Origin of the sequence: Acinetobacter haemolyticus CIP 64.3 = MTCC 9819, assembly GCF_000369065.1 — a bacterium.
GTDB classification, from domain to species: Bacteria; Pseudomonadota; Gammaproteobacteria; order Pseudomonadales; family Moraxellaceae; genus Acinetobacter; species Acinetobacter haemolyticus.
Genome location: NZ_KB849812.1, coordinates 126,577 through 151,488 on the forward strand (window position 1 = coordinate 126,577; position 24,912 = coordinate 151,488).

General features: G+C 39.9%; 22 protein-coding genes. 7 read left to right on the forward strand and 15 right to left on the reverse strand.

Annotation, left to right across the window (positions count from 1 at the left end; translation table 11 throughout):
* Nucleotides 1-9 precede the first annotated feature (9 nt).
* A complete protein-coding gene (locus F927_RS14745; protein WP_005086863.1) occupies nucleotides 10-594 on the reverse strand; it encodes an LOG family protein in 585 nt (194 codons plus the stop codon).
* A gap of 173 nt (nucleotides 595-767) precedes the next feature.
* On the opposite strand from F927_RS14745, the gene F927_RS14750 reads away from it, so the two are divergent.
* Complete coding sequence (locus tag F927_RS14750) at nucleotides 768-1,784, forward strand: CorA family divalent cation transporter (protein ID WP_005086867.1); 1,017 nt, start codon at nucleotides 768-770, stop codon at nucleotides 1,782-1,784.
* A 73-nt stretch (nucleotides 1,785-1,857) separates the two neighbouring features.
* Here F927_RS14750 and F927_RS14755 read toward each other — a convergent pair whose 3' ends face one another.
* The 10 genes from F927_RS14755 to dxs all read right to left on the reverse strand — a co-directional run bounded on the left by F927_RS14755 (nucleotide 1,858) and on the right by dxs (nucleotide 13,343).
* Nucleotides 1,858-3,774 carry an acyltransferase family protein gene (locus F927_RS14755; RefSeq protein WP_005086869.1) on the reverse strand — a complete coding sequence of 639 codons (1,917 nt, stop codon included), beginning with the start codon at nucleotides 3,772-3,774 and terminating at the stop codon, nucleotides 1,858-1,860.
* Between the two features lie 119 nt (nucleotides 3,775-3,893).
* Entirely contained in the window at nucleotides 3,894-4,181 is a 288-nt protein-coding gene (locus F927_RS14760; RefSeq protein ID WP_004641115.1) for an STAS domain-containing protein, read from the reverse strand.
* A gap of 11 nt (nucleotides 4,182-4,192) precedes the next feature.
* Nucleotides 4,193-4,825, reverse strand: a complete 633-nt coding sequence (locus F927_RS14765) for an MlaC/ttg2D family ABC transporter substrate-binding protein (RefSeq protein ID WP_004641117.1) — start codon at nucleotides 4,823-4,825, stop codon at nucleotides 4,193-4,195.
* 19 nt (nucleotides 4,826-4,844) lie between these two features.
* A complete protein-coding gene (gene mlaD / locus F927_RS14770) occupies nucleotides 4,845-5,507 on the reverse strand; it encodes an outer membrane lipid asymmetry maintenance protein MlaD (RefSeq protein ID WP_005086870.1) in 663 nt (220 codons plus the stop codon).
* On the reverse strand, nucleotides 5,507-6,283 hold the full coding sequence (gene mlaE, locus F927_RS14775; protein ID WP_004641120.1) for a lipid asymmetry maintenance ABC transporter permease subunit MlaE: 777 nt from the start codon (nucleotides 6,281-6,283) through the stop codon (nucleotides 5,507-5,509). The genes mlaD and mlaE overlap by 1 nt, the downstream gene beginning before the upstream one ends.
* A complete protein-coding gene (locus F927_RS14780) occupies nucleotides 6,280-7,098 on the reverse strand; it encodes an ABC transporter ATP-binding protein (RefSeq protein WP_005086872.1) in 819 nt (272 codons plus the stop codon). The genes mlaE and F927_RS14780 overlap by 4 nt, the downstream gene beginning before the upstream one ends.
* 418 nt (nucleotides 7,099-7,516) lie before the next feature.
* Entirely contained in the window at nucleotides 7,517-9,445 is a 1,929-nt protein-coding gene (locus tag F927_RS14785; protein ID WP_005086875.1) for a DEAD/DEAH box helicase, read from the reverse strand.
* A 429-nt stretch (nucleotides 9,446-9,874) separates the two neighbouring features.
* Complete coding sequence (locus tag F927_RS14790) at nucleotides 9,875-10,411, reverse strand: shikimate kinase (protein WP_005086877.1); 537 nt, start codon at nucleotides 10,409-10,411, stop codon at nucleotides 9,875-9,877.
* 74 nt (nucleotides 10,412-10,485) lie between these two features.
* Nucleotides 10,486-11,316 carry an inositol monophosphatase family protein gene (locus F927_RS14795; RefSeq protein ID WP_004641131.1) on the reverse strand — a complete coding sequence of 277 codons (831 nt, stop codon included), beginning with the start codon at nucleotides 11,314-11,316 and terminating at the stop codon, nucleotides 10,486-10,488.
* Nucleotides 11,317-11,447: 131 nt separating this feature from the next.
* Nucleotides 11,448-13,343: a 1-deoxy-D-xylulose-5-phosphate synthase gene (gene dxs / locus F927_RS14800; RefSeq protein WP_005086880.1), complete on the reverse strand. Its 1,896-nt coding sequence runs from the start codon at nucleotides 13,341-13,343 to the stop codon at nucleotides 11,448-11,450.
* A gap of 306 nt (nucleotides 13,344-13,649) precedes the next feature.
* Between dxs and ribA the strand changes: the two genes are divergently transcribed.
* From ribA to hemF, 3 genes are all read left to right on the forward strand, one after another.
* Nucleotides 13,650-14,252, forward strand: a complete 603-nt coding sequence (ribA, locus tag F927_RS14805) for a GTP cyclohydrolase II (RefSeq protein WP_020846336.1) — start codon at nucleotides 13,650-13,652, stop codon at nucleotides 14,250-14,252.
* Nucleotides 14,253-14,294: 42 nt separating this feature from the next.
* On the forward strand, nucleotides 14,295-14,759 hold the full coding sequence (locus F927_RS14810; RefSeq protein ID WP_005086884.1) for a DUF4844 domain-containing protein: 465 nt from the start codon (nucleotides 14,295-14,297) through the stop codon (nucleotides 14,757-14,759).
* A gap of 137 nt (nucleotides 14,760-14,896) precedes the next feature.
* Nucleotides 14,897-15,841 carry an oxygen-dependent coproporphyrinogen oxidase gene (gene hemF, locus F927_RS14815; RefSeq protein WP_005086885.1) on the forward strand — a complete coding sequence of 315 codons (945 nt, stop codon included), beginning with the start codon at nucleotides 14,897-14,899 and terminating at the stop codon, nucleotides 15,839-15,841.
* Nucleotides 15,842-15,889: 48 nt separating this feature from the next.
* Here hemF and F927_RS14820 read toward each other — a convergent pair whose 3' ends face one another.
* Complete coding sequence (locus F927_RS14820; RefSeq protein ID WP_005086888.1) at nucleotides 15,890-16,471, reverse strand: histidine phosphatase family protein; 582 nt, start codon at nucleotides 16,469-16,471, stop codon at nucleotides 15,890-15,892.
* A gap of 145 nt (nucleotides 16,472-16,616) precedes the next feature.
* On the opposite strand from F927_RS14820, the gene aroE reads away from it, so the two are divergent.
* Nucleotides 16,617-17,405: a shikimate dehydrogenase gene (gene aroE / locus F927_RS14825; RefSeq protein WP_005086890.1), complete on the forward strand. Its 789-nt coding sequence runs from the start codon at nucleotides 16,617-16,619 to the stop codon at nucleotides 17,403-17,405.
* Nucleotides 17,406-17,454: 49 nt separating this feature from the next.
* On the opposite strand, the gene F927_RS14830 is transcribed toward aroE, so the two are convergent.
* A complete protein-coding gene (locus F927_RS14830; RefSeq protein WP_005086891.1) occupies nucleotides 17,455-19,806 on the reverse strand; it encodes a hypothetical protein in 2,352 nt (783 codons plus the stop codon).
* A 240-nt stretch (nucleotides 19,807-20,046) separates the two neighbouring features.
* On the opposite strand from F927_RS14830, the gene F927_RS14835 reads away from it, so the two are divergent.
* The gene (locus F927_RS14835) at nucleotides 20,047-21,870 is read left to right on the forward strand and encodes an acyl-CoA dehydrogenase C-terminal domain-containing protein (RefSeq protein ID WP_005086893.1); all 1,824 of its coding nucleotides are present in this window, start codon (nucleotides 20,047-20,049) and stop codon (nucleotides 21,868-21,870) included.
* A 52-nt stretch (nucleotides 21,871-21,922) separates the two neighbouring features.
* Here the strand turns inward: F927_RS14835 and F927_RS14840 are convergent, their stop codons facing one another.
* On the reverse strand, nucleotides 21,923-22,567 hold the full coding sequence (locus tag F927_RS14840) for a hypothetical protein (protein WP_005086895.1): 645 nt from the start codon (nucleotides 22,565-22,567) through the stop codon (nucleotides 21,923-21,925).
* 352 nt (nucleotides 22,568-22,919) lie between these two features.
* On the opposite strand from F927_RS14840, the gene F927_RS14845 reads away from it, so the two are divergent.
* On the forward strand, nucleotides 22,920-23,189 hold the full coding sequence (locus tag F927_RS14845) for a PspC domain-containing protein (RefSeq protein ID WP_004641148.1): 270 nt from the start codon (nucleotides 22,920-22,922) through the stop codon (nucleotides 23,187-23,189).
* Between the two features lie 73 nt (nucleotides 23,190-23,262).
* Here F927_RS14845 and F927_RS14850 read toward each other — a convergent pair whose 3' ends face one another.
* A complete protein-coding gene (locus F927_RS14850; RefSeq protein WP_171501598.1) occupies nucleotides 23,263-24,378 on the reverse strand; it encodes an HPP family protein in 1,116 nt (371 codons plus the stop codon).
* Between the last annotated feature and the right edge of the window lie 534 nt (nucleotides 24,379-24,912).

Genomic DNA, 24,912 nt, shown 5'->3' on the forward strand with positions numbered 1-24,912 from the left:
GAAACGTCCTCATGCTTGAATTTCATCAACCGACATCCATTTAGGCACCGCAGGTTGATAGGTAGAAAATGCGGTTAGAATTTCATTAATATCATTTGCCACAATCAATTGATCAACAAAACGTGACTGACTAAATCCACGTGCCACCGAACCTTGAATCATTTTAATTAAATCATCGTAAAAACCACCAACATTTAAAAATGCACATGGTTTTTGATGAATGCCGAGTTGATTCCAAGTCCATTGCTCAAAGATTTCTTCTAATGTTCCCGCACCACCAGGTAATGCAATAAATGCATCTGCTTGCTCAGACATCTGGGTTTTACGCTCATGCATATTATCAACCACATACAGTTCGGTTAACCCCTTATGTGCAAGCTCCCGATCAACCAATGCATTTGGAATAATACCAACCACACGTCCTCCAGCCTTTAATGCACTATCAGCAACGACACCCATTAAACCAGAACGACCACCACCGTAAATCAGCGTCTTACCTTGCTCTGCAATCGCCTGCCCAGTTGCTTGAGCCATTTGTTGATATATCGGATCGTTTCCAAGAGAAGAGCCACAGAAAACACATATTGAATTCATACAATTAAAACCGTTTTATGCAATTGTCATGCTGTTAAAGTAAGCTAAGAAACAAGATTTTTGAGAAAATAACGATTAGGCAAGTGTTTTTCATTGCATCCTTGTCTAAAATACACGCTGACTTTCTGCAAAGTGCAAAAAGTCCTAATATTCACTGCGCGAGGAAAAAAGACATGCTTGAAGCCTTTTATGCCACAGAGCGCGGTAGCCTAGAAGACGCAACCATCAATGGTGGTTTTGATCTCTACCCTGAGTTGGTCTGGATCGATCTAATCGCACCATCCCAAGAAGAGCAGCAATGGGTACTCGATGCCTATGAACGAAATTTACCTACCTTAAAGTCACTGGAAGATATTTCCTCATCTGCACGATTTTACCGTGATGATGATGGGATTTTGCATATCAGTACTTATTTTTTAACAAAGAATAAAAACTTTCAATCTGATCGAGAACAAGAAGATTTAGAAAATACATTGGCGGCGACGGTACATACCGTTGCATTCTTGCTTGAAAAAAATCGACTCATTACTTTGCGTGGTGAAAAACTCGTTGCTTTCCGCGCCTTTCGTTCACGCGCTCGGCGGAATGATTATGAGATGGACTATAAAAATCCCGTTTGGATTTTATTAGGACTCTTAGAAGCTAAACTAGATGAACTGTCAGATATTCTTGAGGATACTCATCGATACCTTGAAGAATATTCTGCTGAGGTTCTCAATGATCATCATCGTGAGCAAATCTTGGATCTTGATGACATGATCACACGGTTAGCGCATCAAGAAGATATGCTAGGAAAAGCACAGCTCTGTCTAACTGACTTACGTCGAGTGCTGACCTTCCTATCACGTCCACGTGCATTAGGCAGTCATATATATGATGCTGATATTCGAGAAATGAGTGAAGATGTACGCTCTTTACTTGAGCATAATGCGTTCTTATTCCAGAAGCTAAAATTCTTACTTGATATTACGACTGGTTTTGCCAACACTGAAATGAATGAAACCTTTAAGCGTTTCTCTATTTTACCCAGTATGTTAGCCCCACCCATGTTGGTTGCCAGTATCTACGGTATGAATACAGATGTATTACCTTTTGCTCAAGGGGATACCAGCTTCTGGATTGTTATTACCTTTGTTACTACATTATTAATCGGTCCAATCCTCTATTTCCGTTGGAAGAAATGGATTTAATCTTATTACCAGCACGTTTATCTGCCTCCATATATAGACCATAATGGAGGCTAAAAATTCGAGTTTTAGTTAGCTATTGGTACAAAGCAGATCTAAACATCGGGGTTAGTAATTTATTTCCATATTCACTTAAATGATCCCCATCTCGATAAATCGGTCGCCCTTGATATTCAGCAATACACTTCCCACTTTTACATAAAGTCGCGCTTGGGTTCAGAGTATGTGCCCCACATTGAGCTGCGACACGACCTAAAATCTCACTCACTTTCCCAACTCTTGCCTGATAGGTTGCAAGAGAAATCGAAAGATCATTGCGCTTATACTGAAATAAAACCTGTTTCGCCATCATTTCTGGCACATCAAAGCCCATTTCAGGAATTGGTAGAACCAAATACACAGGATTAGTTTTAGTTAAAGCACAAATACTAGACTGCAAATGTTGCTCAAAGCCAAGATAAGTCTCTGCTTTAGATTCATCTTCTTTATTGAAATAAATTTTGAGTGGGTTCTTATGATCTACTTTTTCTGGATTATTCTCCCCTTCTAACTGCAAAGCATAACGATTAATCAGAAAGATCGGAGTACCTTTTTCTTTATTCAACAATATCGAACGCTCTTGGTTAATCGCTTCACAGTTCTCATTACTAAATTTTGCACCTAAAATATAAGGACAACCTGATTTTGTTAAAGTCAGTACCCCCTCTTTCTTTAAGTCAAAAACCGCTGCAACAGAAGTTGCCACTGCATTGGCGTGACTATCTCCCAGTACAATCGCCTTAATTGCGTGAGCTTGCCCAATCTGACACGGTATAATTCGAGGGTCTCGAAAACCAGGATCACATTTATAAGGATTCGTATTATTAACTTCATCTAGAATTTTGAGGATACGAGGTGAATAATGAGATTCAAATCCATTGGTTTTTTTAACCCCATAACCACAAAGAAATAAAACCAAAACCATATACAAGGGTTTTACTTTATAAATTTCTTTCCAAGTTGTGAACTTTTTGAATTTAATTTGTTCGATATATTTATAGCTTAAATAACCAATTGCGATTGATAAACAAATTCCATAAATTTCCCAATTATTCCAAGAGAAATATAAACCAGCAACAACAAGTGGCCAATGCCAAACATAGATTGAATATGACCACTTTCCAACCGAATTAAATAAGGCATTGTTGAGAAATATATTCTTTTGATTAGCACTTAAAATAATAAAATAAGCACCTAAAACAGGTAATAAAGCCCAATAACTCGGCCAAGGTGTTTGTGCTGAAAACAAAACATAGGACCCTAAGATACAAATTATCCCAATCCACTGTATCAAAGCCCGATATTTAAACAGTTTGATTGGCATAGGATATAAAAATGCTAAACCACCAAACAACATTTCCCATGCACGAGAGGTCAACAAAAAATAAGCGCTCTGGCTATTTTTTTCTGTAGCATAAATGGCATAACAGAAGCTCATCGCAAATAACGCCAAAATAACGCATTTAATTTTCTGTAAAGTGAAAAACCTTTTTAGAACTAATAGAATAACAGGGAAAAAGATATAAAACTGCCACTCTACGGAAAGCGACCATGTATGTAATAACCACTTGGTTTTCTCATTACTATCGAAATACCCATCCCCTTTGGTAAACAATATATTTGAGGTAAACAGTGAGCTTTTTTCGACTTGTCGACCTAAGTCCTTATAATCAGTCGGTAATAGATAAAACCACCCAAAGACAAGAAGTACAGCTGCCATCGCAGTCAATACAGGGATAATACGATTTGCCCGAGCAATATAAAATTTAAATATATTAAAGGTATTTTTTTCCATTTCATTAAAGAGAATGGATGTCATTAAAAAGCCGGAAATAACAAAGAAAACATCGACTCCCGCAAAACCGCCTGATAGCCATTCAGGATTAAAATGAAAGAAAACAACAGCAAGTACTGCTATTGCTCTTAAGCTATTAATATCATAACGAAAAGTCATATATGAAATGTTCTTACACCTATTTCAGAGCCAGCATTGTAAGTATAAATATAATGTCGTGCTAACATTTTCCCGTAAAAAAAGAGCTTTATCAAAAGCTCTTTTTTCATACTTCAATTTCAGATCAATTTCAGATCATCTTGCAAATGACTCGCTTGGATGATTTTCAACATTTTCTCAGAAACGTTTTTGAAATGCAGTCCTTTACGCTCTGGTGTTTGACGCAACCATTGTACCAATACTGCCAATGATAAAGTATTACCATTTTCAAGCTGCGCAAGATCAACCACCAAAGGAAAATTCTGATGTTGCTGAATATGCTTTAAGCCAGCCTGATAAACTTGCTCTGCATTCTCAAAATTAATCGTTTTTGAAACAATCAATTGCTGATCAATATACTGAATCACCCATCACCTACTTATTTCTTTGTAACTGCAGCATCTGCATCTGGTTTGAAGGTTGCAATTGCTTTGTTGATGTCACCACCATTACGCTGAACTGTCGCAGCAAACTGGTTACGGAATTGCAAACCTAAGTCAATACCCGCGACATTCACATTACGGATGCGCCATTGGTCGCCTTTATCTACCAACTGGAATGACACAGGAATCTTCTCACCATTATTAAGAAAATCTAAAGTCACTACAGGATTTTTCGAGTTTGTCGCACGGTATGGACGCATGGTGTAACTTTGGTTCGTGTATTTCGCAAAAGCACTACCATAGTTTTCGATGATCACTTCACGGAAGTTTTTTTCAAACTGTGCGCGTTGTGCTGCAGTTGTATGCTGATTATTTGCATAAGTACCCAATACGATACGAGTAAATGCTTGTGAATCTACATATGGATCAAGATTTTGGCGAATAATTGTTCTAACCAATTCAGGGTTGTTTTGTAACTTCGCATGATCAGCTTTTAAACGTGTCACCAAACCGTCCGCCACACGTTTTACAAAGTCTGGTGGGGTTTCTGTTGGTGCTGCAAATGCTGCACTAGCAAGCATAGTTGATAATACACTTGCAGTTAAAGTCTGTTTCAATAATGTGTTCACTTTAAACTCCTAAATACGATTACTCAGCAAAAGATGGTTCAGCATCTGCTTGTGATACTGAACTTCCAGTATCAGATGCAACTTTGCCAGCACCGCCACCAGTAATAAACTTACTGATTAAATCTTCTAGATCCATTGTACCTTGGGTATTTGAAATTACGTCACCACGCTTTAAGTAGTTCACACCACCACCTGGGATAACTTTCAAATATTTCTCACCCAATAAGCCATTGGTCGCTACCATTATATAAGCATCTTCATCAATACTGGTGATGGAGGTCATGTTACTGATAAGTTGCTGTTCCATTGCTTTTTGTTGCGCAGCGTCGGCTTGCTCATAATCAGTACTGTAACGTAACTCTTCCAAAGCATTGTTTTGAACGTCTTTGAGTTGTTCTGGATTAAAGCTCGTGAGTTTTCCATCTAGATCAAATTTAACTGTTGCTAAACGAGTCACTGGATCAAGCGTAATCGAGTCCACACGACCAATGGTAACACCACTCATGGTGACCTTAGCGCGCGTTTTCAACCCATTAATATTGTCAAACTGGGCTGTCATGCTATAACTGTCACGAAGATTAGTACCAACTAAACCACTCACCTTCATTGCCAGAAAAAATAGAGCAATACCGAAGATAATGACAAAAATACCTACGGCCAGCTCACTAGTACGTGATTTCATTAAATCCCTCCGAACATGACCGCAGTCAACACGAAATCAAAACCTAATACACAAAGCGAAGAATATACGACCGTTCTCGTCATCGAAGTCGCAATACCCTCTGGAGTCGGATCACAGGCATAACCTTGATAGACCGCCACCCATGTACAAATCAGAGCAAATACAATACTTTTTATGATGCCGTTGACCACATCATGTCCAAATTGAACACTGCTTTGCATCCCACCCCAGAATGAACCTTCATCCACGCCAAGGAAATCAACACCCACCAACTTACCGCCGACAATACCGATCGCAGCAAAAATGACAGTTAGCATTGGTAAACTCACAATACCAGCCCATAATCGTGGCGATACGATTTGTTTCAGTGGATCGACTCCGATCATTTCCATACTTGCAAGCTGTTCACTTTGCTTCATGGACCCAATTTCGGCAGTCAGTGCTGACCCAGCCCGTCCTGCAAATAATAAAGCAGCTACGACAGGCGCTAACTCACGTAACAGGGTTAAAGACACCATGGTACCGAGCATGGCTTCACTGCCCACATTGACTAGAATCGAATAGCCTTGCAGCCCTAATACCAAACCAATGAATAAACCCGATACGGAGATAATCAATAAAGACATCACCCCGACACGGTACATTTGGTAAATAAAGCGTTGGAAACCACCTTTTGATGGCATTGAAAATAAAATTTGTAGGAGCATCAGTGATGCAGCACCAATCCCCTTTATTCGCTCAATAACGAGTCTACCTAGCCAGGCAATCGTATTCATGGACGAACCTCGTTATCTAAATATGCTTGATGCGTAAACTGGTATTCAACAGGCCCTTCTATTGAGCCTGTTAAAAACTGACGAACAAATGGTGAGGCATGATTTTTTAATTGTTCAGGTGAACCTTCTCCCTGAATTTTCCCTTCTGCAACCACATAAATATAGTCAGCAATCGACAATGTTTCTGCAACATCATGTGAAACAATAATTGTAGTTAAATCAAGCGCTTCCCGCAAAGATCGAATTAAGCGCGTCAATACACCCATCACGATCGGGTCTTGTCCAGCAAACGGCTCGTCATACATAATGAGTTCTGGATCTAATGCAATCGCACGTGCTAAAGCCACTCGACGATTCATCCCGCCTGAAAGCTCAGAAGGCATGAGTTGTTCAGCACCGCGTAACCCGACAGACTCAAGCTTTAAACCCACCAGTTCAGCAATAATGTGCTCAGGTAATTTGGTATGAGCGCGGATTGGGAAGGCAACATTTTCATACACAGACATATCTGTAAATAAAGCACCGCTTTGAAATAACATGCCCATACGCGCACGAGCAGCAAAAAGCTCTTGCCGAGACATCGTGGCAATATCTTGACCGTCTAGCAATACTTCGCCTTGATCTGGAACCAGTTGTCCACCGATCAAACGTAGTAAGGTGGTCTTACCCGTACCAGAAGGCCCCATAATTGCAGTAATTTGACCACGTCGAATTTTAAGACTGATATCGTCATAAATGACGCGTTCTCCTCGATTAAAGCTTAAGTTTCTAACTTCAATTAAGGCTTCAGCATCGAGAGGAGAGTTATTATTCATAATGGCATTCATTCCTGCACTTTTTATGCACGCATACTATACACTGAAATATTAAATGGTTGTTTTTATTTTGATAAGTGATGTATCAAGATTATTTAATTTATGTAGCCATGTTTGGAATCAACATGCTCAGTTGTTTGTTGGGTATTTACTTTAAAAGCATTGGCGTTAGTTTGATCAAAAACAGCATAAGCAAAAAATAAACCATTGCATAACATTAAGATGACGAACAAGCATGGCAGCCCTTCATTGCAAATGAAAGACCAGATTTGATGGCTAAAACCGTTGTTTTGATTAATCCTATTCATTTCTTTTATAAAATTTGAATTAGTACTCGTTTTTACAATTTTACCTGACTAATCACAAATAAAAAAGCCAGTTTTTCAACTGGCTTTTTCTTTTCATCGGTTTTTATCGATTAAAAATCGTTTTTGCGACGACGGTCGCCACCGAAAGTCTCTTCACGTGCACCACGTACCGGGCGATCATCGCTACCAAACTTACGTTTTGGACGGTCATCACCACCACCGAAACTACGTTTTGGACGGTCATCGCCACCACCGAAACTACGCTTTGGACGGTCACCAAAACCACCTTCACGCTGTTGCGGACGATCACCAAAATCACGTTTTGGACGATCACCGAAGCTGCCTTCACGACGTGGCTTATAATCTACACGGTTACCACGGTTGTCATCATTCGAGTCAAAACGCGGCTTATCATTGAAACCACCCTCACGGCGTGGGCGATCTGAATTAAACTCGCGACGCGGACGGTCTTCACCACCAAAACTACGCTTTGGACGGTCATCAAAACCGCCTTCACGACGTGGGCGATCTGAATTGAACTCACGACGCGGACGATCTTCAAAACCACCTTCGCGGCGTGGACGATCTGAATTGAACTCGCGACGCGGACGGTCTTCAAAACCACCTTCGCGACGTGGGCGATCTGAATTGAACTCACGACGTGGACGGTCTTCACCACCAAATGATGGACGTTCACCACGTGGTTTATCATCGAAACTACGACGTGGACGATCATCACCGCCTTCACGACGTTTGAAGTTACCTTCACCTTCGAAACGACGACCACCGCCAAAACCACCACGACCACGACCGCCGCCATCACGACCACCGCGACCACGACCACCGCCATCACGACCTGAACGTGCAGGAGGTGGAGATGGCTCTAAACCTTCAATTTCAGATACATTCAAACGTGCATCTAAATAATCTTCTAAAGCACGGATTTTGCCGCGTTCACGGTAAGTTGCTAAAGTCACAGCTTGACCTGTACGACCCGCACGACCTGTACGACCAATACGGTGTACATAGTCTTCATTTTTCATCGGTAAACCGAAGTTAATCACGTGTGAAATCGTTGGTACGTCTAAACCACGCGCTGCAACGTCAGTCGCAACTAAGATTTTTGCACGACCTTCACGAATGCTACGTAAACGACGGTTACGAACGGTTTGTGGCATCGCGCCATGCAATGCAACAACAGAGTGACCTGCTTCAGCCAATTCTTCAGCAAGCATGTCTGTATCTTCTTGCGTACTCGCAAATACTACAGCTTGATCTACTGACTCATCAGATAACCAGTGAGTTAATAATTTTTTCTTGTGTTCGAAACCATCAGTCCAATGCAATGTTTGAGTTACATCAGTGTTGGTGCTGTGACCAGTTTCAATCGCAATACGTTGTGGATCATTCATCATACGTTCAGCAAGACGAATAATACGATCTGCAAAAGTTGCAGAGAACATTAATGTTTGATTACGGTTTGCAGCTAATTCACCAATCGCTTCTAAATCTTCAGCAAAGCCAAGATCAAGCATACGGTCTGCTTCATCAACAATTAATGATTCAACTTTATCAAGTTTTAATTGACGACGATTTACAAGGTCAAGTAAACGACCTGGGGTCGCAACGACAACTTGTGCACCTTTAAGCTGTTGAATTTGTTTACCAAAAGGCATACCACCCATAATTGCAGCGATACGAACACCTTTCATGTGACGTACAAATGCAATCGCATCTTGGCTAACTTGTTGAGCCAATTCACGCGTAGGAGAAATAACTAAAATCGTTGGCTGAGTCACTGCTTTCATGCGCTCTTTAAATGGCACAAAAGTTTCCTGACCCGCTAAAGCATTTAATGTAGGAAGTAAGAATGCTGCTGTTTTACCAGAACCAGTCTGGCTTGAAACCAATAAATCTTTTCCTTCTAACGCAGCTGGAATCGCTTGTTCTTGCACAGGAGTTGGTGTAGTGAAACCTAAACCTTCTAAAGCTTGTTGTAAGGTTTCGTGCAAAGAAAATTCGGCAAAAGTTTTGCTCATAGAGAGTTTCACCCTAATGGGTGCTCCATTTTAATAAATACAAAAAATAGACATCGGCAACAAGCGGCAAAGCGACTCAAGCTGAAAATAGATAAAATTCAGCGGCAATCCGAATAACGACGATGTGGACTAACGCACGCTTGATTACTGCCTCAACCTGAAGAATCGCTAAGCGATTTGGGCGCAAGATGTGGTCCTCTCTATGGACAGCGTGCGCATAATATGAATAGAACTGAATGTTCAGGTAATGAACTGGAATTTAAGTGCGTGCGCGGATTATAGCAGAATAATTTTAAAAGTCACCTATTTTAATTGGTTTTCGTGATTTTATAATTAAACTTCAATCAAAAATCTCTTCAAAATAACCATAGTTTTAAAAATTATTCATATAAAACAATCAACAAAGATTCTAAAAGAATGATTTCCTACTTATTTCCCCAATATTTCTAATGTTCTAGAAACCACTAGTGTTGGTGTTTCACTTGTTAAAACGATTTTACAATTTAATCCAGTATAAAGTTTAAATCGTGCTCTGATCTTTAATTCTTCTTTTTCAGCACTCATATCTTCTAAATACACTCGCCCCATCTGCCTTTTAAGCGTCTCCTTAACGCATGCTTCAAAATCCAATGAAGGTAACAGTAAAAAAGTAAATAGATGGTGTTCTACCTCCTGTTTTATTTTTAAATAGTCTTGATGTACATCATCTGAATAAGTCATAAATCCAGATGAACACACGATAATGCTTACCTTTTTAATCTTATGTTTTGCTTGTAATTCTAAAAATGCCTGAACATTCCGAGATGCATACTTTTGATAGCCATTTTCTTTGATGTACTTAGAAATATCACCCTCTATTTGCATAAAGTATTCATCCAAATCGTAGCACCCCCCTAATTGAAATGCCAATAAATGCCCCGTGGTTGTTTTCCCTGCCCCACCAGGACCAATGAAATAAATCAGCAATCTATGTCCCTCCTTACGCTAAGCTCGCATAAAAAAACCCTCAAATATTGAGGGTTTTTTTAGAATTCGACAAATTATTTTGCAGCTTCGCCCCAAGCTGGAACAACGGTCTGCATCAATGGTTTTAACAATTTAAGTGAACATGCTAGCACTTGACCATTATCAAATGAATCATTACCACCACGAGCATCAACCACGACACCACCCGCTTCTTTGACAATCAATTCACCCGCAGCGATATCCCACGGTTTTAAACCTAGTTCAAAGAAACCATCAAAACGACCCGCAGCAACATATGCTAAATCTAAAGCAGCTGAGCCACCACGACGGATTTGCGCGCCAGATTTAGTCACTGCCAATAATGAAGCGAAGTGTTGCTCTGCATAAGAAACAATTTCACCATTACGTTTTGCACGGTACGGATGTCCTACTGCAAGAAAAGTGTTTTCAAGACTTTCTTTGACATTGGCACGAATACGACGTTGATTCATCACCGCACCACGACCGCGACTCGCAGAAAACAACTCATCACGTACTGGATCGTAGATCACACCGTGTTGAGTTACACCTTTGTGTTGTACAGCAATAGAAATACAGAAATGTGGGAAACCGTTGATAAAGTTCTGTGTACCATCTAAAGGATCAATCACCCAGCACCAATCTGCATCGTGACCTTTACCTTCTTGCATACCAAACTCTTCACCATGGAAGCTGTGGTTTTTATAACTTTTACGGAGGGTATCAATTGTTAGTTCTTCCAAGTAACGATCTACACGCGTTACTGGACCATCAATGCCTTTTTCTTCAACTTGTAAATCGAGTTTATGACGATTTTGATGAGCCTTTAAAAGCTCTTGACCAACTGTTTGAGCTGCGCGCGCAGCCATAACCACCATAGGTTCCATTGAACACCCACAAATTTGAAGATTTTGACAAAGAATAATGCATAAAAGCCCGCATATTCTATCAAATATACGGGCTTTTAGGTAAAAAATGTTTACTAAAAATTATCTACGTATTTACAGATGCTTATGTGTCATAACCAAGCTTGTTCAATAGAAAGTAAAATTCCTTTGGCATCCAAACCACATTCTGCAAGCATTTGTTGATGCGTTGCTTGATGTAAGAACTCATCTGGAAGCCCCAGATTTAAAATTGGTTTTACAATCTTCGCTTGCGCCAAGAACTCATTCACAGCACTACCGGCACCTGCCATCACCGCATGCTCTTCCACTGTCACAAAGAGTTGCGTACGTGGCGCCAAATCTCGCAGTAATTGCTCATCCAATGGCTTCACAAAACGCATGTTCACCACACGCACCCCAACAGCTTGTTGATTGGCAAATTGCTCAGCTGCTTCGATTGAAGCTGCAACACGACTACCAAATGCAAGAACACTAATTTGCTGATCTGCGTTTGAATTAAACTCAGCAACAATCTCAGCCTTACCAATCTCTAAAGCTGTCATTTGCTGTTGTATTTCCACACCTAAACCGACACCACGCGGATATCTTACTGCCGTAGGTCCGTTAAAATGATAAGCGGTATGTAGCATTTGACGGCATTCATTTTCATCTTTTGGTGCCATGATGACCATATTCGGGACAGTCCGCATAAACGCATAATCATATGCCCCAGCATGGGTTGGTCCATCTTCTCCAACGAGTCCAGCACGATCAATTCCAAAGGTCACATCCAAATTTTGCAATGCAACATCATGGATCAATTGATCATAACCACGTTGTAAGAAGGTTGAATATATCGCTACCACAGGTTTTAAACCTTCACATGCCATACCTGCTGCTAATGTCACTGCATGTTGTTCTGCAATTGCAACATCAAAAAAACGTTCAGGATATTGCTGGGCGAACTTCACCATGCCCGACCCTTCACACATCGCAGGGGTAATCGCCAATAAGCGCTGATCTTGAGCTGCTTCATCACATAACCATTGTCCAAACACATCAGAATATTTTGGTGGTGCTTTCTTAACGGTTGTAGAGGTTACTGGTGCAATTTTAGTAATTGCATGATAAGTAATTGGATCGGCTTCAGCTGGCGCAAAACCTTTACCTTTTTTAGTATATACGTGAACTAAACGTGGTCCTTTGCGTTTTTTCAATGCCTGAAAAACTTGCGTCAGTTGTTCAACATCATGACCATCGAATGGTCCAAAATAGTCAAAGCCAATCGCTTTAAATAAATTATCAGCAGCATCTGTTGCAGATTGATGCAAACGTGAATTATAAGTCCATTTTGGATGGGGTTGAACATAGGCTTCGCCATGTTCATTGACATTAACAAGATGTCCTGTTTCCCAGATTGCAGCCAAATGTTTGGCAAAACCACCTGTACTACACGAAATAGACATGTCATTGTCATTTAACACAACAATTAAATCAGCATCATGAGCTACTGCGTCATTCATGGCTTCAAATGCCATACCTGCAGTCATTGCACCATCACCAACGATCGCTACTACATCACATAGATCTTTTTGATAGCGACGTGCAAGCGCCATGCCCAAACCGGCTGAAATTGCAGTAGATGAGTGTCCTACACCAAAAGTATCAAACTCAGATTCGTCACGGGCTGGAAATGCAGCTAAACCGTTTTTTGTACGAATCATCGTGATCTGCTCACGGCGACCTGTGAGTACTTTATGTGGATATGCTTGATGCCCTACATCCCAGACCAAACGATCTTGTGGTGTATTAAAGCAATAATGCAAAGCAACAGTAAGCTCAATCACGCCTAGATTTGCGCCAAAGTGACCACCACTTTGCCCTGCTGCATACAAAATATATTGACGTAACTCATCCGCCACTTGTACGAGTTGGCTTTGCTCGAGCTGACGTAATTGTTGCGGATGATCAATTCCATCTAACAATGGCGTAACAGGGCGTTGAGTTGGAATTTCGGTATACAACATAGTGTGGCAAAGCCTTTTTAAGCCTGGCAAATCCGAAGCTGGGTTAAATGAGGCCAATCATACAATTAAATACGATCTACCTTCAATCAGCCACCTGTGCGAATGATGCAGCGCTGAACATTCTTTTACCAATCATTGGTGACTGGCTCGGTGATTATCCTGAATTATGTCACTGTTAATCAACCATTATTGTGTGGTTTGTATGAAAAAGAAAAACTCAATATAAAAAATCAGAAATTCCAATTCACTCAATCTTCACACATTAAGCTATACTTTCACTGTTTTAATCATAATAGTGAGCTCTCTGTGCCAATTGAATTTATTGCTACATCAAAGCTACCAACTGCTTTTGGTGACTTCAATATTTCCGTGTTCCAAGACCCAGAAACAGGTGAAGAGCATGTGGCGCTTTCTAAAGGCTTAGAAACTGTTCCCAATCAACCCGTACTGGTACGTATTCACTCTGAGTGTTTAACTGGTGACGCTTTTGCTTCATTAAAGTGTGATTGTGGACCACAGCTGCAAGCCACGCAACGCCTAATTAATGAGGCTGGACAAGGTGTAATTTTATATTTACGTCAAGAGGGTCGCGGGATTGGTTTGACCAATAAAATTCGTGCCTATGCCTTGCAAGATCAAGGTCATGATACCGTTGATGCAAACTTATTGTTAAATCTACCTGCTGATGCGCGTCGTTATGATATGTGCAGCATTATGCTCGATCATCTGCAAGTGAAAGAAGTAAAATTGCTGACGAACAATCCACTCAAACTAAAAGCACTCACTGATCTTGGAATTAATGTGGTCGAGCGCGTTCCGCTCACTGTAGGTCGTAATCCGTTCAATGAACATTATTTAAAGACCAAACGCGAGCGCATGGATCATCTTTATAAAAAAGATGACTTCTAAGTTTAAAGTCATACCGTTCATTCAATAAGAGTATCCATAAAAGTGAAATTATTAAGCATTTTCTTAGTAACAGGTCTCCTGTTACTAAGTGGTTGTACTAAAGCGAATGAGCATAACGATAACTCATCAAATAGAGTGATCGAGCAGCTACACCAATTTCAGAAACAAGATCATTTTGCTAGTGATGGTTATCTATATTCAGGCGTAGAAGATAAGAAACTAAAAGAATTATTAAATCAAAAAGTAGCCCAAACTGCTGAATCTTATATTCATCTCTATCAACATTCTAAACACCCCAGCAAAGAACAACGACTTAAGATTCTCTCTGATGGTATCCATCAAATTAATCCTGATACTTTAGATACAGAAGATAGAGAACAAGTTGCTACGACTTTTGAACATTTTTTGGATATAACAGGTTTAGAGAGTTCAGAAGGCATTCTAAATACTTGGATGTATGGTGAAGAAATCAACAAATTGATCGAACAAAATAATCTTTCTCCCTAAACATAACCAGCAAGCACTAAACACTTATTTGATAGCGAATTGATCTAAAAAGTAAATATTAAAACCAAATCCCTTACTTTTTTTATGGATTTATGTTTTGATGTAACTAATTCCCAGATCACCTCAAGAGGATCATCATGCAGCATCCAACTTCAGCTGATATTCAACGTGTTCGCGAGTTTTTACTCGATCTACAAGCACGTATTTGTGCAGGACTAGAGCAACAGGAACGTGCAGGCGGCGGAACCGCTGAGTTTATCATTGATGATTGGCAACGAACCGAGGGTGGCGGTGGTCGCTCACGGGTTTTGCAAAATGGTGAAGTCATTGAAAAAGGTGGAGTGATGTTCTCCCACATCAATATCAGCAAACTCCCCGCTTCGGCCACTGAACGCCACCCACAAATCGCTGGTGCAAAAGCACAAGCGTTGGGTGTATCACTTGTGATTCATCCTAAAAACCCGAATATTCCGACCTCACATGCCAATGTGCGTTTATTTGTCGCAGAGCCAGAAGGTCAAGATCCCGTGTGGTGGTTTGGAGGTGGTTTCGACTTAACCCCATTTTATCCAGATGATGAGGATGTTCAGAACTGGCATCAAACTGCCTATGACCTATGTCAGCCTTTTGGCGAAAATGTCTATGCTGAACATAAACAGTGGTGTGATGATTATTTCTATTTAAAGCATCGTGATGAACAGCGTGGCGTTGGTGGTTTATTCTTTGATGATTTGAATCAGTGGGATTTCGAAACTTGCTTCAAATATATGCAAGCTGTGGGTAATGGTTATTTAGAAGCCATCTTACCGATTTTTGAAAAACATCGAGAACAACCTTATACCGAAGCGCAGCGTGAGTTTCAGCTGTATCGTCGTGGTCGTTATGTTGAATATAATTTAGTTTATGACCGTGGCACTTTATTCGGCCTACAAACAGGTGGAAGGATTGAATCCATTCTCGTGAGTTTGCCGAATCTGGCGGGCTGGTCTTATCGTCCAGAGTGGGAAGCTGACTCCCCGGAAAAACGTCTTACCGATTATTATTTAAAACCAAGAGATTGGTTAGGTTTAAATAAGAAATAAAACTTATTTATCCCTAATTAATTCTATTAGGGATAAATTTTTTAAACTTTAGAATAAAAATATCTGGGTATTTTGAATAGGACGATTGATTAAATCTGCCCTAAAATTTCGCATCAATTCTCGGCTCAAGGGCTGAGGTCGCTTGATCAAGGTCATCAATAACTGTAAAAATTGCCCATGACCCAATACAACTAAGTTCTTTTGTATATAATCATCAGCGAGTTGCTTTATTTGCTCGTGAAATTGTCGTACCCGGATATAAAGATCTTCAAAGGATTCTGCATCATCGGCATCACGAAAACGGTAATCCATTCTCTCCCAATATGCATCCACCCAGAGCTTACGATCATCTAAATTGGTATTGGCACACTTGCTTTCTGACAAATAACTAAACTCATGTAAACTCTCATTGATCTCTGGTATTAGTTGATATTTTTGCAAGATGGGTTCTGCTGTCTGATAAGTTCTCTGGTATTTAGAAATGATGACATGATCTATTCGAGGCAATGCTGCGCAGAGCTTTTCTGCTTGTCTTTTGCCATTTTCACTCAACGAAATCGAAGCATGGGATAAAGTCCGACCATTGATATTAGCTTCACTTTGTGCATGTCGAATTAGAAAAATACTCATGATAAAATTTAGCTTCCTTACTGTTCTACTCAATTAAGGCATTTCAACCTTAGATCATTTAATAATATCCATCAGATGAAAATCAACATTGCAGCATCTCTATCAACTTTATAAACTTTAACCACGCTCACTTTTCTCAATACCTATGACCAAACAATTTGCTGTAATTGGAAATCCAATCGAACAATCTCGCTCACCAGAATTGCATCATGCTTTTGCAGCAAAAACAGGTGTTGATTTAAATTATAAAAAAATCCTTGCTCCACTAGATGGTTTCGAATCCGCAGTCAAAGCGTTCTTTAATCAAAATGGTGTAGGCATGAATGTCACTGTGCCATTTAAAGAGCAAGCTTTTGCGCTATGCGATCAATTGACTGAACGCGCCAAGATTGCCAAAGCCGTAAATACTTTATGGATGCAAGATGGCAAACTATATGGCGACAATACGGATGGACAAGGCCTGGTTGCAGCGATTCAAGCCTTAGGTTGGAATCTTGAAAATAGCCGCATTCTCATTTTAGGTGCAGGTGGCGCAACCCGTGGTGTAATTTATCCACTGGTTCAAGCTGGCGTAAAACAGGTCGTGATCGCCAACCGCACTTTAGCTCGTGCAGAACAATTGGTTGAGGATTTAAAAGATGCTGTAGCAAATGCAGTACTTCAGGCTATCAGCCTAGAACAACTCACTGGCGAATTTGATATCGTAATTAACGCAACATCGGCAAGCTTAACAGGCGATGCGTTACAACTCCCCGAAAGCCTTGTGTTCCACCATGCTTATGAAATGGCCTATGGCAAACCGTCAAGTTTTCTAGATCAAGCTCAAGCTCGCCAAGTTCCCGCGACTGATGGTTTTGGTATGCTGGTTGGTCAAGCAATAGAAGCTTTTTATATTTGGAATAAGGTTAAGCCTGAATTAAAAGATTTTTTGTAAATCCAATAAAAAGAACCTGCATGATGCAGGTTCTTTTTAGATCTTAGTATTATTTGACCATTAACATCTTTTGATAAACATCTTTAAAGATTTCATAATCAATAAACTCTTCATGTTCAACCTTTAAGTTTTGAATCGTCTTCAAAGTCAATTTGTTATGACGTGCGGCGACATAAACTTGCCCTAGAATATTTGCCGTCTGCTCTAGTAAGACTTTTTCCTCACTTGAAGCACCATTCTCACGTTCAAATTGAACTTGGTACTGCTTAGCAAATAGCTGATGTGGCTGTTTATACTGCCCTTGCAATTTTTTCCATGCTTGGCGATCTTGATCGCTATGCATTGCATCGCTCACAATACGATTCACAGACTCACCCAAACGGTAATCGAATTGTTCGTCATCTTCTAAATGATGTTTTTTCTGTAAAGCTTCGATTGTTTTGAGTGCTGTGCCTTTGGGATTATAGACGTCTTCACTAGAATACCAATACGCATAAACACTTGCTATTTCTTGCAACTCTTGAGTGGAGTAGCGTTGGACCATCTGTGGTGAGCTTTCAGTTAATTTAGCAATAAATACGGCTTTATACGTTTGCTCATAAGAGCGTGTTGCATCATACCGTTGTGCTGCAATCACTTTGAGTTGATCATCTAAAGAAAGGGTATAAGGTTCGGCTGCACGCTCGACAATTCCCGACTGCCCCATTTTTTCAGAGAAACGCCCTATCGCTTGCTCAAACATCGATCCTTTACTTACTTCTGACCATGACTTTGCACGTTTTAATTGTGCTCGATCAATCGGCGTGCCTTTCCCATAATTTAAAACTTGCATATCCGCTTTAATGTTCACACGCGATCGCAATTCTGGGGAAGTGTAATTTAAATCATAGTCATAGTTAATCGCACGCCCTTTTTCATCCAAACTAATATCCATGATCAATGGATTGCGTTTATTAGTCGCTGGCAAGGCTTGATTGATTTCAGTCTGATGCTTCATCCAAAGTGCTTTGAACGCATGATCGTCAATAAACTGAGCTTGGTTATAGACAGAGAATAACTCTTCTAATGCACTTAATTTCGCGATATAAGAAATTAAACTTGAGGTACTAGACTGTGTTGGATTGAACACATCAATACCATACATACTTTGGCAAAATTGTGCATTGCCATAGGTAATTTTAGGATTTGATGATAAAGAGTCACATTGCTCACGACTTAAACCACTTTCATCAGCAGCATCCATATCCGATTCGGAACCATAACCGCTTTCTGCTGCATGATCCTCACCATCACTTTCCCATGCAACTGCTTGGCTTGATTCCGCTGCCGCCATGGCTTCTAAAGCGGCAACAGTTGCGTCATCAGAAGCAGAACCATAGACATCATCTTCAACACCAAAATGTTGATTCACCAATCGATAGAGCTGCTGGCTCACCACACTAGCATCATTCGATGAAGTTTTGGCATTTTTAGAAGATCCTGCTTTAGCCTTAGTTTGAGCATCAACTTCATCTGCAATTAGTTTTTCTAAGCTTTGTTCATTGATATTTAAAATGCTTTGCATTAAATATTTTTCATTGACCTTGCCATATAGCGTTGATTGTAAGATCGCTTCTTCAATGGTGGTTTTTAAGCGAATTTTTTCAACGACACCTGCTGCACGCTCTTTAGATGACACAGGTAAAGTATGTATATTTTGCGGATCAGCTAAACGATAAAACACGCCACTTGAAGCTTTTAGATACTCAACAAACTTCTTGTAATCAACTTGTTTGATCAAACCTTGATATTTAGAAAAATCGAAATAGGCTAAATTATTCTGATTTTCTTTATTCACCAAATACGGCATTAAGCCAAAGTAATTGACATAAAACTTATGGTCGTTTAAATCCAGCACCATAGGCAATTTGGCTTGTACCAATAGCGTCGGTTTCTCATAACGCGCTGTCAGATTAAATGATCCCATTTTTTGACGATAATGCACTGAACCATCGTATTCAAATTGCATATCATTCAAAATCGTTGCCATTCCTTGGATCACTTTATCCACTTTGGCTTGACCATACGAACGATTATCTTGTGCCAATACATCATATAACGCTTGTTTTTGTTGCTGATTCAACTTGACTTTTTGCTCACGCAAATATTGATCAACTTTTTGTTTCACCCCAGTATCTAGCGTTGCTTTGGTTTTTGAATTGGTTGATTGATCACCATCTTGCTCAACCTGGATATTAAACTTTCCTCGATAATCATAACTTGGATATTCATACATCGCATTGATGCTATTAATCGCTTTTTGATCCAATCCCACCTGAGCATTATTGGTTTTAATGACATGCTGAGAACAAGCTGACAGACTCAGTCCCAACAAACATAAAGTTAAATATTTTAAACGCATAGTTTTACCAATCACCCTTATATCATTATATTTTCAATAAAAAACCGACCTATTCTCATTGTAAACTTACGTTTAAAAATCAAATAAAAAAAGGACTCACTCACGAATTAAAGCCTTACAAAATTCGCTTTTCTGACATTTTTTTCTACTGGGCTTATCAATGTATTTTGATTACCATTGTGAATAATCTAAATTATCGAAACAGATAATCCAAAATGATTCAAATACAGGATTAAGATTATGCCAGCATATAAAGCCCCGCTCCGTGATGTTCGTTTCTTAATGAACGAAATGTTAGATTATCCAGCACATTACCAAACTTTGACAAGTGGTCAAAATGCGGATGCTGAAACTGTAGATATGATTTTGGAAGGTGCAGCAGATTATTGCGAAAATGTACTTTCTCCACTAAACCAATCTGGTGATGAAGAAGGTTGCACATTCAACAACGGTGAAGTGACTACGCCTAAAGGCTTTAAAGAAGCGTATGACCAATTTGTAATGGGTGGATGGCAAGGTCTTTCTTATCCTGAAGAGTTTGGTGGTCAAGGCTTACCAATGTCTCTAAACCTCATCAAGTCTGAAATGATGGGTACTGCTAACTGGTCATTCACCATGTACCCTGGTTTAAGTACAGGTTGTATGAACACCATCATGCAGTTCGGTACGGATGAGCAAAAAAATACGTATATGCCTAAACTCGTTGAAGGCACTTGGTCTGGCACAATGTGCTTAACTGAGCCTCAATGTGGTACTGACTTAGGTCAAGTAAAAACTAAAGCAGAACCTGCTACTGACGGTACTTATAAAATCTCTGGTACAAAAATCTTCATCTCTGCAGGTGAACACGATTTAACAGAGAACATCATCCATATCGTACTTGCTCGTCTTCCAGATGCACCTGCTGGTACTCGTGGTATCTCTTTATTCATCGTACCTAAGTTCATTCCAACTGCTGATGGTGGCGTAGGTGAGCGCAACACGGTTTCTTGTGGTTCGATCGAGCACAAGATGGGGATTAAAGCCTCAGCAACAGCAGTATTGAACTTTGATAACGCAACTGGTTACTTAATCGGTGAAATCAACAAAGGTTTACATGCAATGTTTACCTTTATGAACACTGCACGTATTGGTACAGCTGTTCAAGGTATCGCACACGCTGAACTTTCTTTCCAAGGCGCTTTACCTTATGCGAAAGATCGTATGTCTATGCGTGCACTTTCTGGTAAGAAAGAGCCAGAGCGCGTTGCTGATGCAATCATTCACCACGCTGACGTTCGTCGCATGCTTTTAACTCAAAAAGCTGTAGCTGAAGGCGGTCGTGCCATGATTTATCATGCTGCAAAACTTGCTGATAAAATGACTGATGCTCTTGTAAACGGCGACCAAGCAGCTTACGAAGCATACGATGACAAATTAGGTTTCTATACACCGATTCTTAAAGGTTTCTTGACTGAACTCGGTTTAGAAGCAGCGAATCACGGTATGCAAGTTTACGGCGGTCATGGTTACATCCGTGAATGGGGTATGGAACAAATCGCACGTGATGCACGTATCTCTACACTATATGAAGGCACAACGGGTATCCAAGCACTTGACTTAATTGGCCGTAAAGTTCTTTTAAGCTCAAAAGGTAAAGTTGTTCGTGACTATACTGCTGAAATCTTAAAATTCTGTGCTACACATGCTCGCAACAAGTATCTACGTCGCTTCGCTTGGGACTTAACTAAGCTTTGTGCACAATGGAACACATTGACTGTTCGCATCATGCTTGCTGCACGTAAAGACCGTGACATCGTATCTTCTGCTTCTGTAGATTTCTTGAGGTTCTCTGGTTATGTCATGATGGCTTACTTCTGGGCTCAACAAGCGGTGATCGCTTCTGAAAAATTAGAAGCTGGTAACGGTATTGAAACACCTGAGTTCTATAAAGCAAAAATCAAAGTTGCAGATTTCTACTTTGATCGTTTGTTGCCACGTGCTCAAGGTCATGCAGAGTCGATGGTTACTCCGTCTCGCACCTTGACTTCTCTAGCACCAGAACATTTCAGCTTCGATTATTAATTCAATCTAAACTGATAAATAAAAAGAGCGCTTTAAAGCGCTCTTTTTTACTTTAACCAACTCGTTTAAAAATATATGCTTTTTTCGGGAATGGGTACTCTTTAAAGAATGCTTGATTCTCTCCGTTATTTGCATGCCATAACTTATCTAAATCTAAGACCAGATCTCTATCTTGATTGATCTGATAATACAGACTGATATTGGCAGCATCACAACGCACCATAATTTCATTCTGTGCTTCATGCGCATACCATTGCACTTGATTACACATCTGCTCTATTTTCGTCACATTGCGTGAAGGATCTACCCCTAAACGGCCAAAACTAGTATTGGTCCAATACACAGAACCATCTTCAAGCAGATTGAGAATATACTCCGCCTCATTTTCATGATTGACACAACCCGCAAAAGGATCAGTACATGGGATACGAGCATGGTAACGTCCCACATACGCCAAACTCGCTTCTGAGGGCTGAGTCAAATTACGCACTGGAGTTCCTGAATAAGGCAATGATGCTTGCCCTGCAACTTTCGTTAGGGACATTCCTTCAGCGACCACTGACTGCTCATCTGCTTCATGGCTTGGTTGCGTCTGGGCTTGCTGGGTTGACTCTGGGTGCTGGCGATCACAAGCACTTAAACCCAAAACCAAAAGGATTCCTACGCTAAAATGCGGGAAGGACAACCGGAACTGCATATCCACAAATCTCTAACATCAACAACATGGCTATCGCACATTACACTTAGATCTTTGATAAACGATAAGTGTATTAATTACATCAGAGTACTGGCTTATTGAATGTTCATTCAACCAATACTGCGGCAAAGCGATAGGACTGTAGCACAAGGGACAAAGCGACCTGCTTTAAGTCGGTGCATTTTAGGCGATACTGTTGGTTTTTCCAGCAAGAAATTACACATCGTAACTAATTTATCTCTTATTTAAACTTTAAATCACCCGAATAGCCCCTATCTCATAATTATCAGTAATTCACAAAGCTATTGTTTATTTTTTACTGAGGTTTCATTTAGTTAAGGAGAAGAAATCGATGACCAATTCTGGTTTATATCGCTCAAACCAAAAAAGCATGATCGCAGGTGTAATGGGCGGTATTGCTGAACGATTTGGTTGGAATGCAAATTTACTACGCCTGATCTTTGTTGTGATCTCGATTATGAGTGCAGCGTTTCCTGGGATTTTGGTTTACCTCATTTTATGGTTGGTTATTCCTAAAAAGCAGGATACCCAAACTGCACAGGTACAAGGTTATCAACAACCTGTAAAAACGATTTATGAAGAGAAAAATATAAACCGCTAATCTTCCCCTTACCTTTTGGTCGCTACGGTTGAGTTCACCCCTAATACAACCGTAGCTTTTTTTTAGTCAAAATTTATTGGCTTAACTGCTGTTGCAAAGCAGCAATCATATCTGCACGGCTGATCATCCCGATCAAGCACTGTTCTTCAACCACAGGAATATAATTAAATGATTTCTCTACAAAGTAAGGGAGTAAATCCTGAATCGGTTGTCGTGGATCCACCGTAACTACTCGACGATGCATAATTTGTTTGACGTAATGCTGCCAAGAGTTTCGCGGATCTGTGGCATTTTTAAACCACTCGACTACTTCATATAAAGCAAGTGTCCCGACTAAGTGATTCTGATTATTTACAACTGGCAAACTCATCAAATTCACTGCCTTAAATTTATCTAAGGCTTGATGAATATCATCATCTTCATGCAACTTAATCACATCTTTACTCATAATATCCTGACAGACAAAATCAAGATGCAATCGCCCTTGTGCACGTTCTTGTGCATCCAAAATAATTTTTTCTAAGTCATATTGACTAATATCGAGCAACTCCGTGTGTTGCTCTAGCGCATATTCAATATCTTTTGGTTGAATAGAAACCTTTTGAGTTGGCGTTGGATCCTTAGAACGTGCATTGACATGTGCGGTCATTGGATAATGACGCCCAATCACACGATTAAACAAAACGGCAAAGAGCAATAATATAACCGTGTTGAGCAATACAGGATAAAGAATGAAATAAAAACCTAAACGATGAACAGCCTCCCCTCCCAATACCGCTGTAATTGCTACAGCACCACTCGGCGGATGCAAAGAATCAGTCGTCATCATCACAAATATTGCCAGTCCCACAGCAACACTGAAAGCGGTGGTTAAATCAGGCAGTAACTCAACACATGCCACCCCAATAAAAGCTGCCAGCGTATTACCGATAATGACATTCCAAGGTTGTGCCAAAGGGCTACTTGGTAAAGCAAATAATAAAACAGATGAGGCTCCCATAGGCGCAATATACCAAGCATTCATACCGTCTAAAACATGCCAGCTTAACAAAGAGGAAATTGCCAAACCGCATAAGGCGCCAATTGCTGAAAGGAGACGCTCTCTTAACGGTAGAACTTTGTAGTTTGGTTTAAGCAAATTTAGCCAGTCTGATTGGGTCGAGCTCACAATGCACCTTGCTGGAATCATATCATTATCATCAATCGCACAATTATATGTTGAATTATGAGAAAGATGCATTTAGGTTACACCTTAAAAACATAGGCTACCCCCTCCGTAAGCGTTTAATATTGCAGCACTTAAGTAAAGATTAGACTAAAGTCTAATCCAGAACAAAACATGATTTATTATTAAAAAACAATAAATTAAAATTAAACATCGTTTTATAAGTGAAATAAATATCTCTCATTTTTTTATCAAAAAACTAAATATCCATTTGTGTTTAAATACAATAAAATTCAAACGTTCAAAAACTGGACAGCATAATCTTTGAAATTCATCTTTCAAAGACAGGACGATGCTTAAAAACATAAGGGATTGATTAAAAAGGTTTAATTTTAAATTTTATCTGCATAATGGGCTTATTCCACCCATAAATGATCATTTTTTCTAATCCAATCCCTGTGTTAGCAACAAAAATTTAATCTCAACATCTATGAGATGAGTTGGGTAAATCACACAACTCTTTGAAAGATTTTACATGGATGATCGAAGTTAGTATTT

What these genes read in the sequence shown, in the direction of transcription:
- F927_RS14745 (WP_005086863.1), bottom strand. Translation starts at nt 594, where the DNA reads ATGAATTCAATATGTGTTTTCTGTGGCTCTTCTCTTGGAAACGATCCG.
- F927_RS14750 (WP_005086867.1), top strand. Translation starts at nt 768, where the DNA reads ATGCTTGAAGCCTTTTATGCCACAGAGCGCGGTAGCCTAGAAGACGCA.
- F927_RS14755 (WP_005086869.1), bottom strand. Translation starts at nt 3,774, where the DNA reads ATGACTTTTCGTTATGATATTAATAGCTTAAGAGCAATAGCAGTACTT.
- mlaD (WP_005086870.1), bottom strand. Translation starts at nt 5,507, where the DNA reads ATGAAATCACGTACTAGTGAGCTGGCCGTAGGTATTTTTGTCATTATC.
- mlaE (WP_004641120.1), bottom strand. Translation starts at nt 6,283, where the DNA reads ATGAATACGATTGCCTGGCTAGGTAGACTCGTTATTGAGCGAATAAAG.
- F927_RS14780 (WP_005086872.1), bottom strand. Translation starts at nt 7,098, where the DNA reads ATGAATAATAACTCTCCTCTCGATGCTGAAGCCTTAATTGAAGTTAGA.
- F927_RS14785 (WP_005086875.1), bottom strand. Translation starts at nt 9,445, where the DNA reads ATGAGCAAAACTTTTGCCGAATTTTCTTTGCACGAAACCTTACAACAA.
- F927_RS14795 (WP_004641131.1), bottom strand. Translation starts at nt 11,316, where the DNA reads ATGGAACCTATGGTGGTTATGGCTGCGCGCGCAGCTCAAACAGTTGGT.
- dxs (WP_005086880.1), bottom strand. Translation starts at nt 13,343, where the DNA reads ATGTTGTATACCGAAATTCCAACTCAACGCCCTGTTACGCCATTGTTA.
- hemF (WP_005086885.1), top strand. Translation starts at nt 14,897, where the DNA reads ATGCAGCATCCAACTTCAGCTGATATTCAACGTGTTCGCGAGTTTTTA.
- F927_RS14820 (WP_005086888.1), bottom strand. Translation starts at nt 16,471, where the DNA reads ATGAGTATTTTTCTAATTCGACATGCACAAAGTGAAGCTAATATCAAT.
- aroE (WP_005086890.1), top strand. Translation starts at nt 16,617, where the DNA reads ATGACCAAACAATTTGCTGTAATTGGAAATCCAATCGAACAATCTCGC.
- F927_RS14830 (WP_005086891.1), bottom strand. Translation starts at nt 19,806, where the DNA reads ATGCGTTTAAAATATTTAACTTTATGTTTGTTGGGACTGAGTCTGTCA.
- F927_RS14835 (WP_005086893.1), top strand. Translation starts at nt 20,047, where the DNA reads ATGCCAGCATATAAAGCCCCGCTCCGTGATGTTCGTTTCTTAATGAAC.
- F927_RS14840 (WP_005086895.1), bottom strand. Translation starts at nt 22,567, where the DNA reads ATGCAGTTCCGGTTGTCCTTCCCGCATTTTAGCGTAGGAATCCTTTTG.
- F927_RS14845 (WP_004641148.1), top strand. Translation starts at nt 22,920, where the DNA reads ATGACCAATTCTGGTTTATATCGCTCAAACCAAAAAAGCATGATCGCA.
- F927_RS14850 (WP_171501598.1), bottom strand. Translation starts at nt 24,378, where the DNA reads ATGATTCCAGCAAGGTGCATTGTGAGCTCGACCCAATCAGACTGGCTA.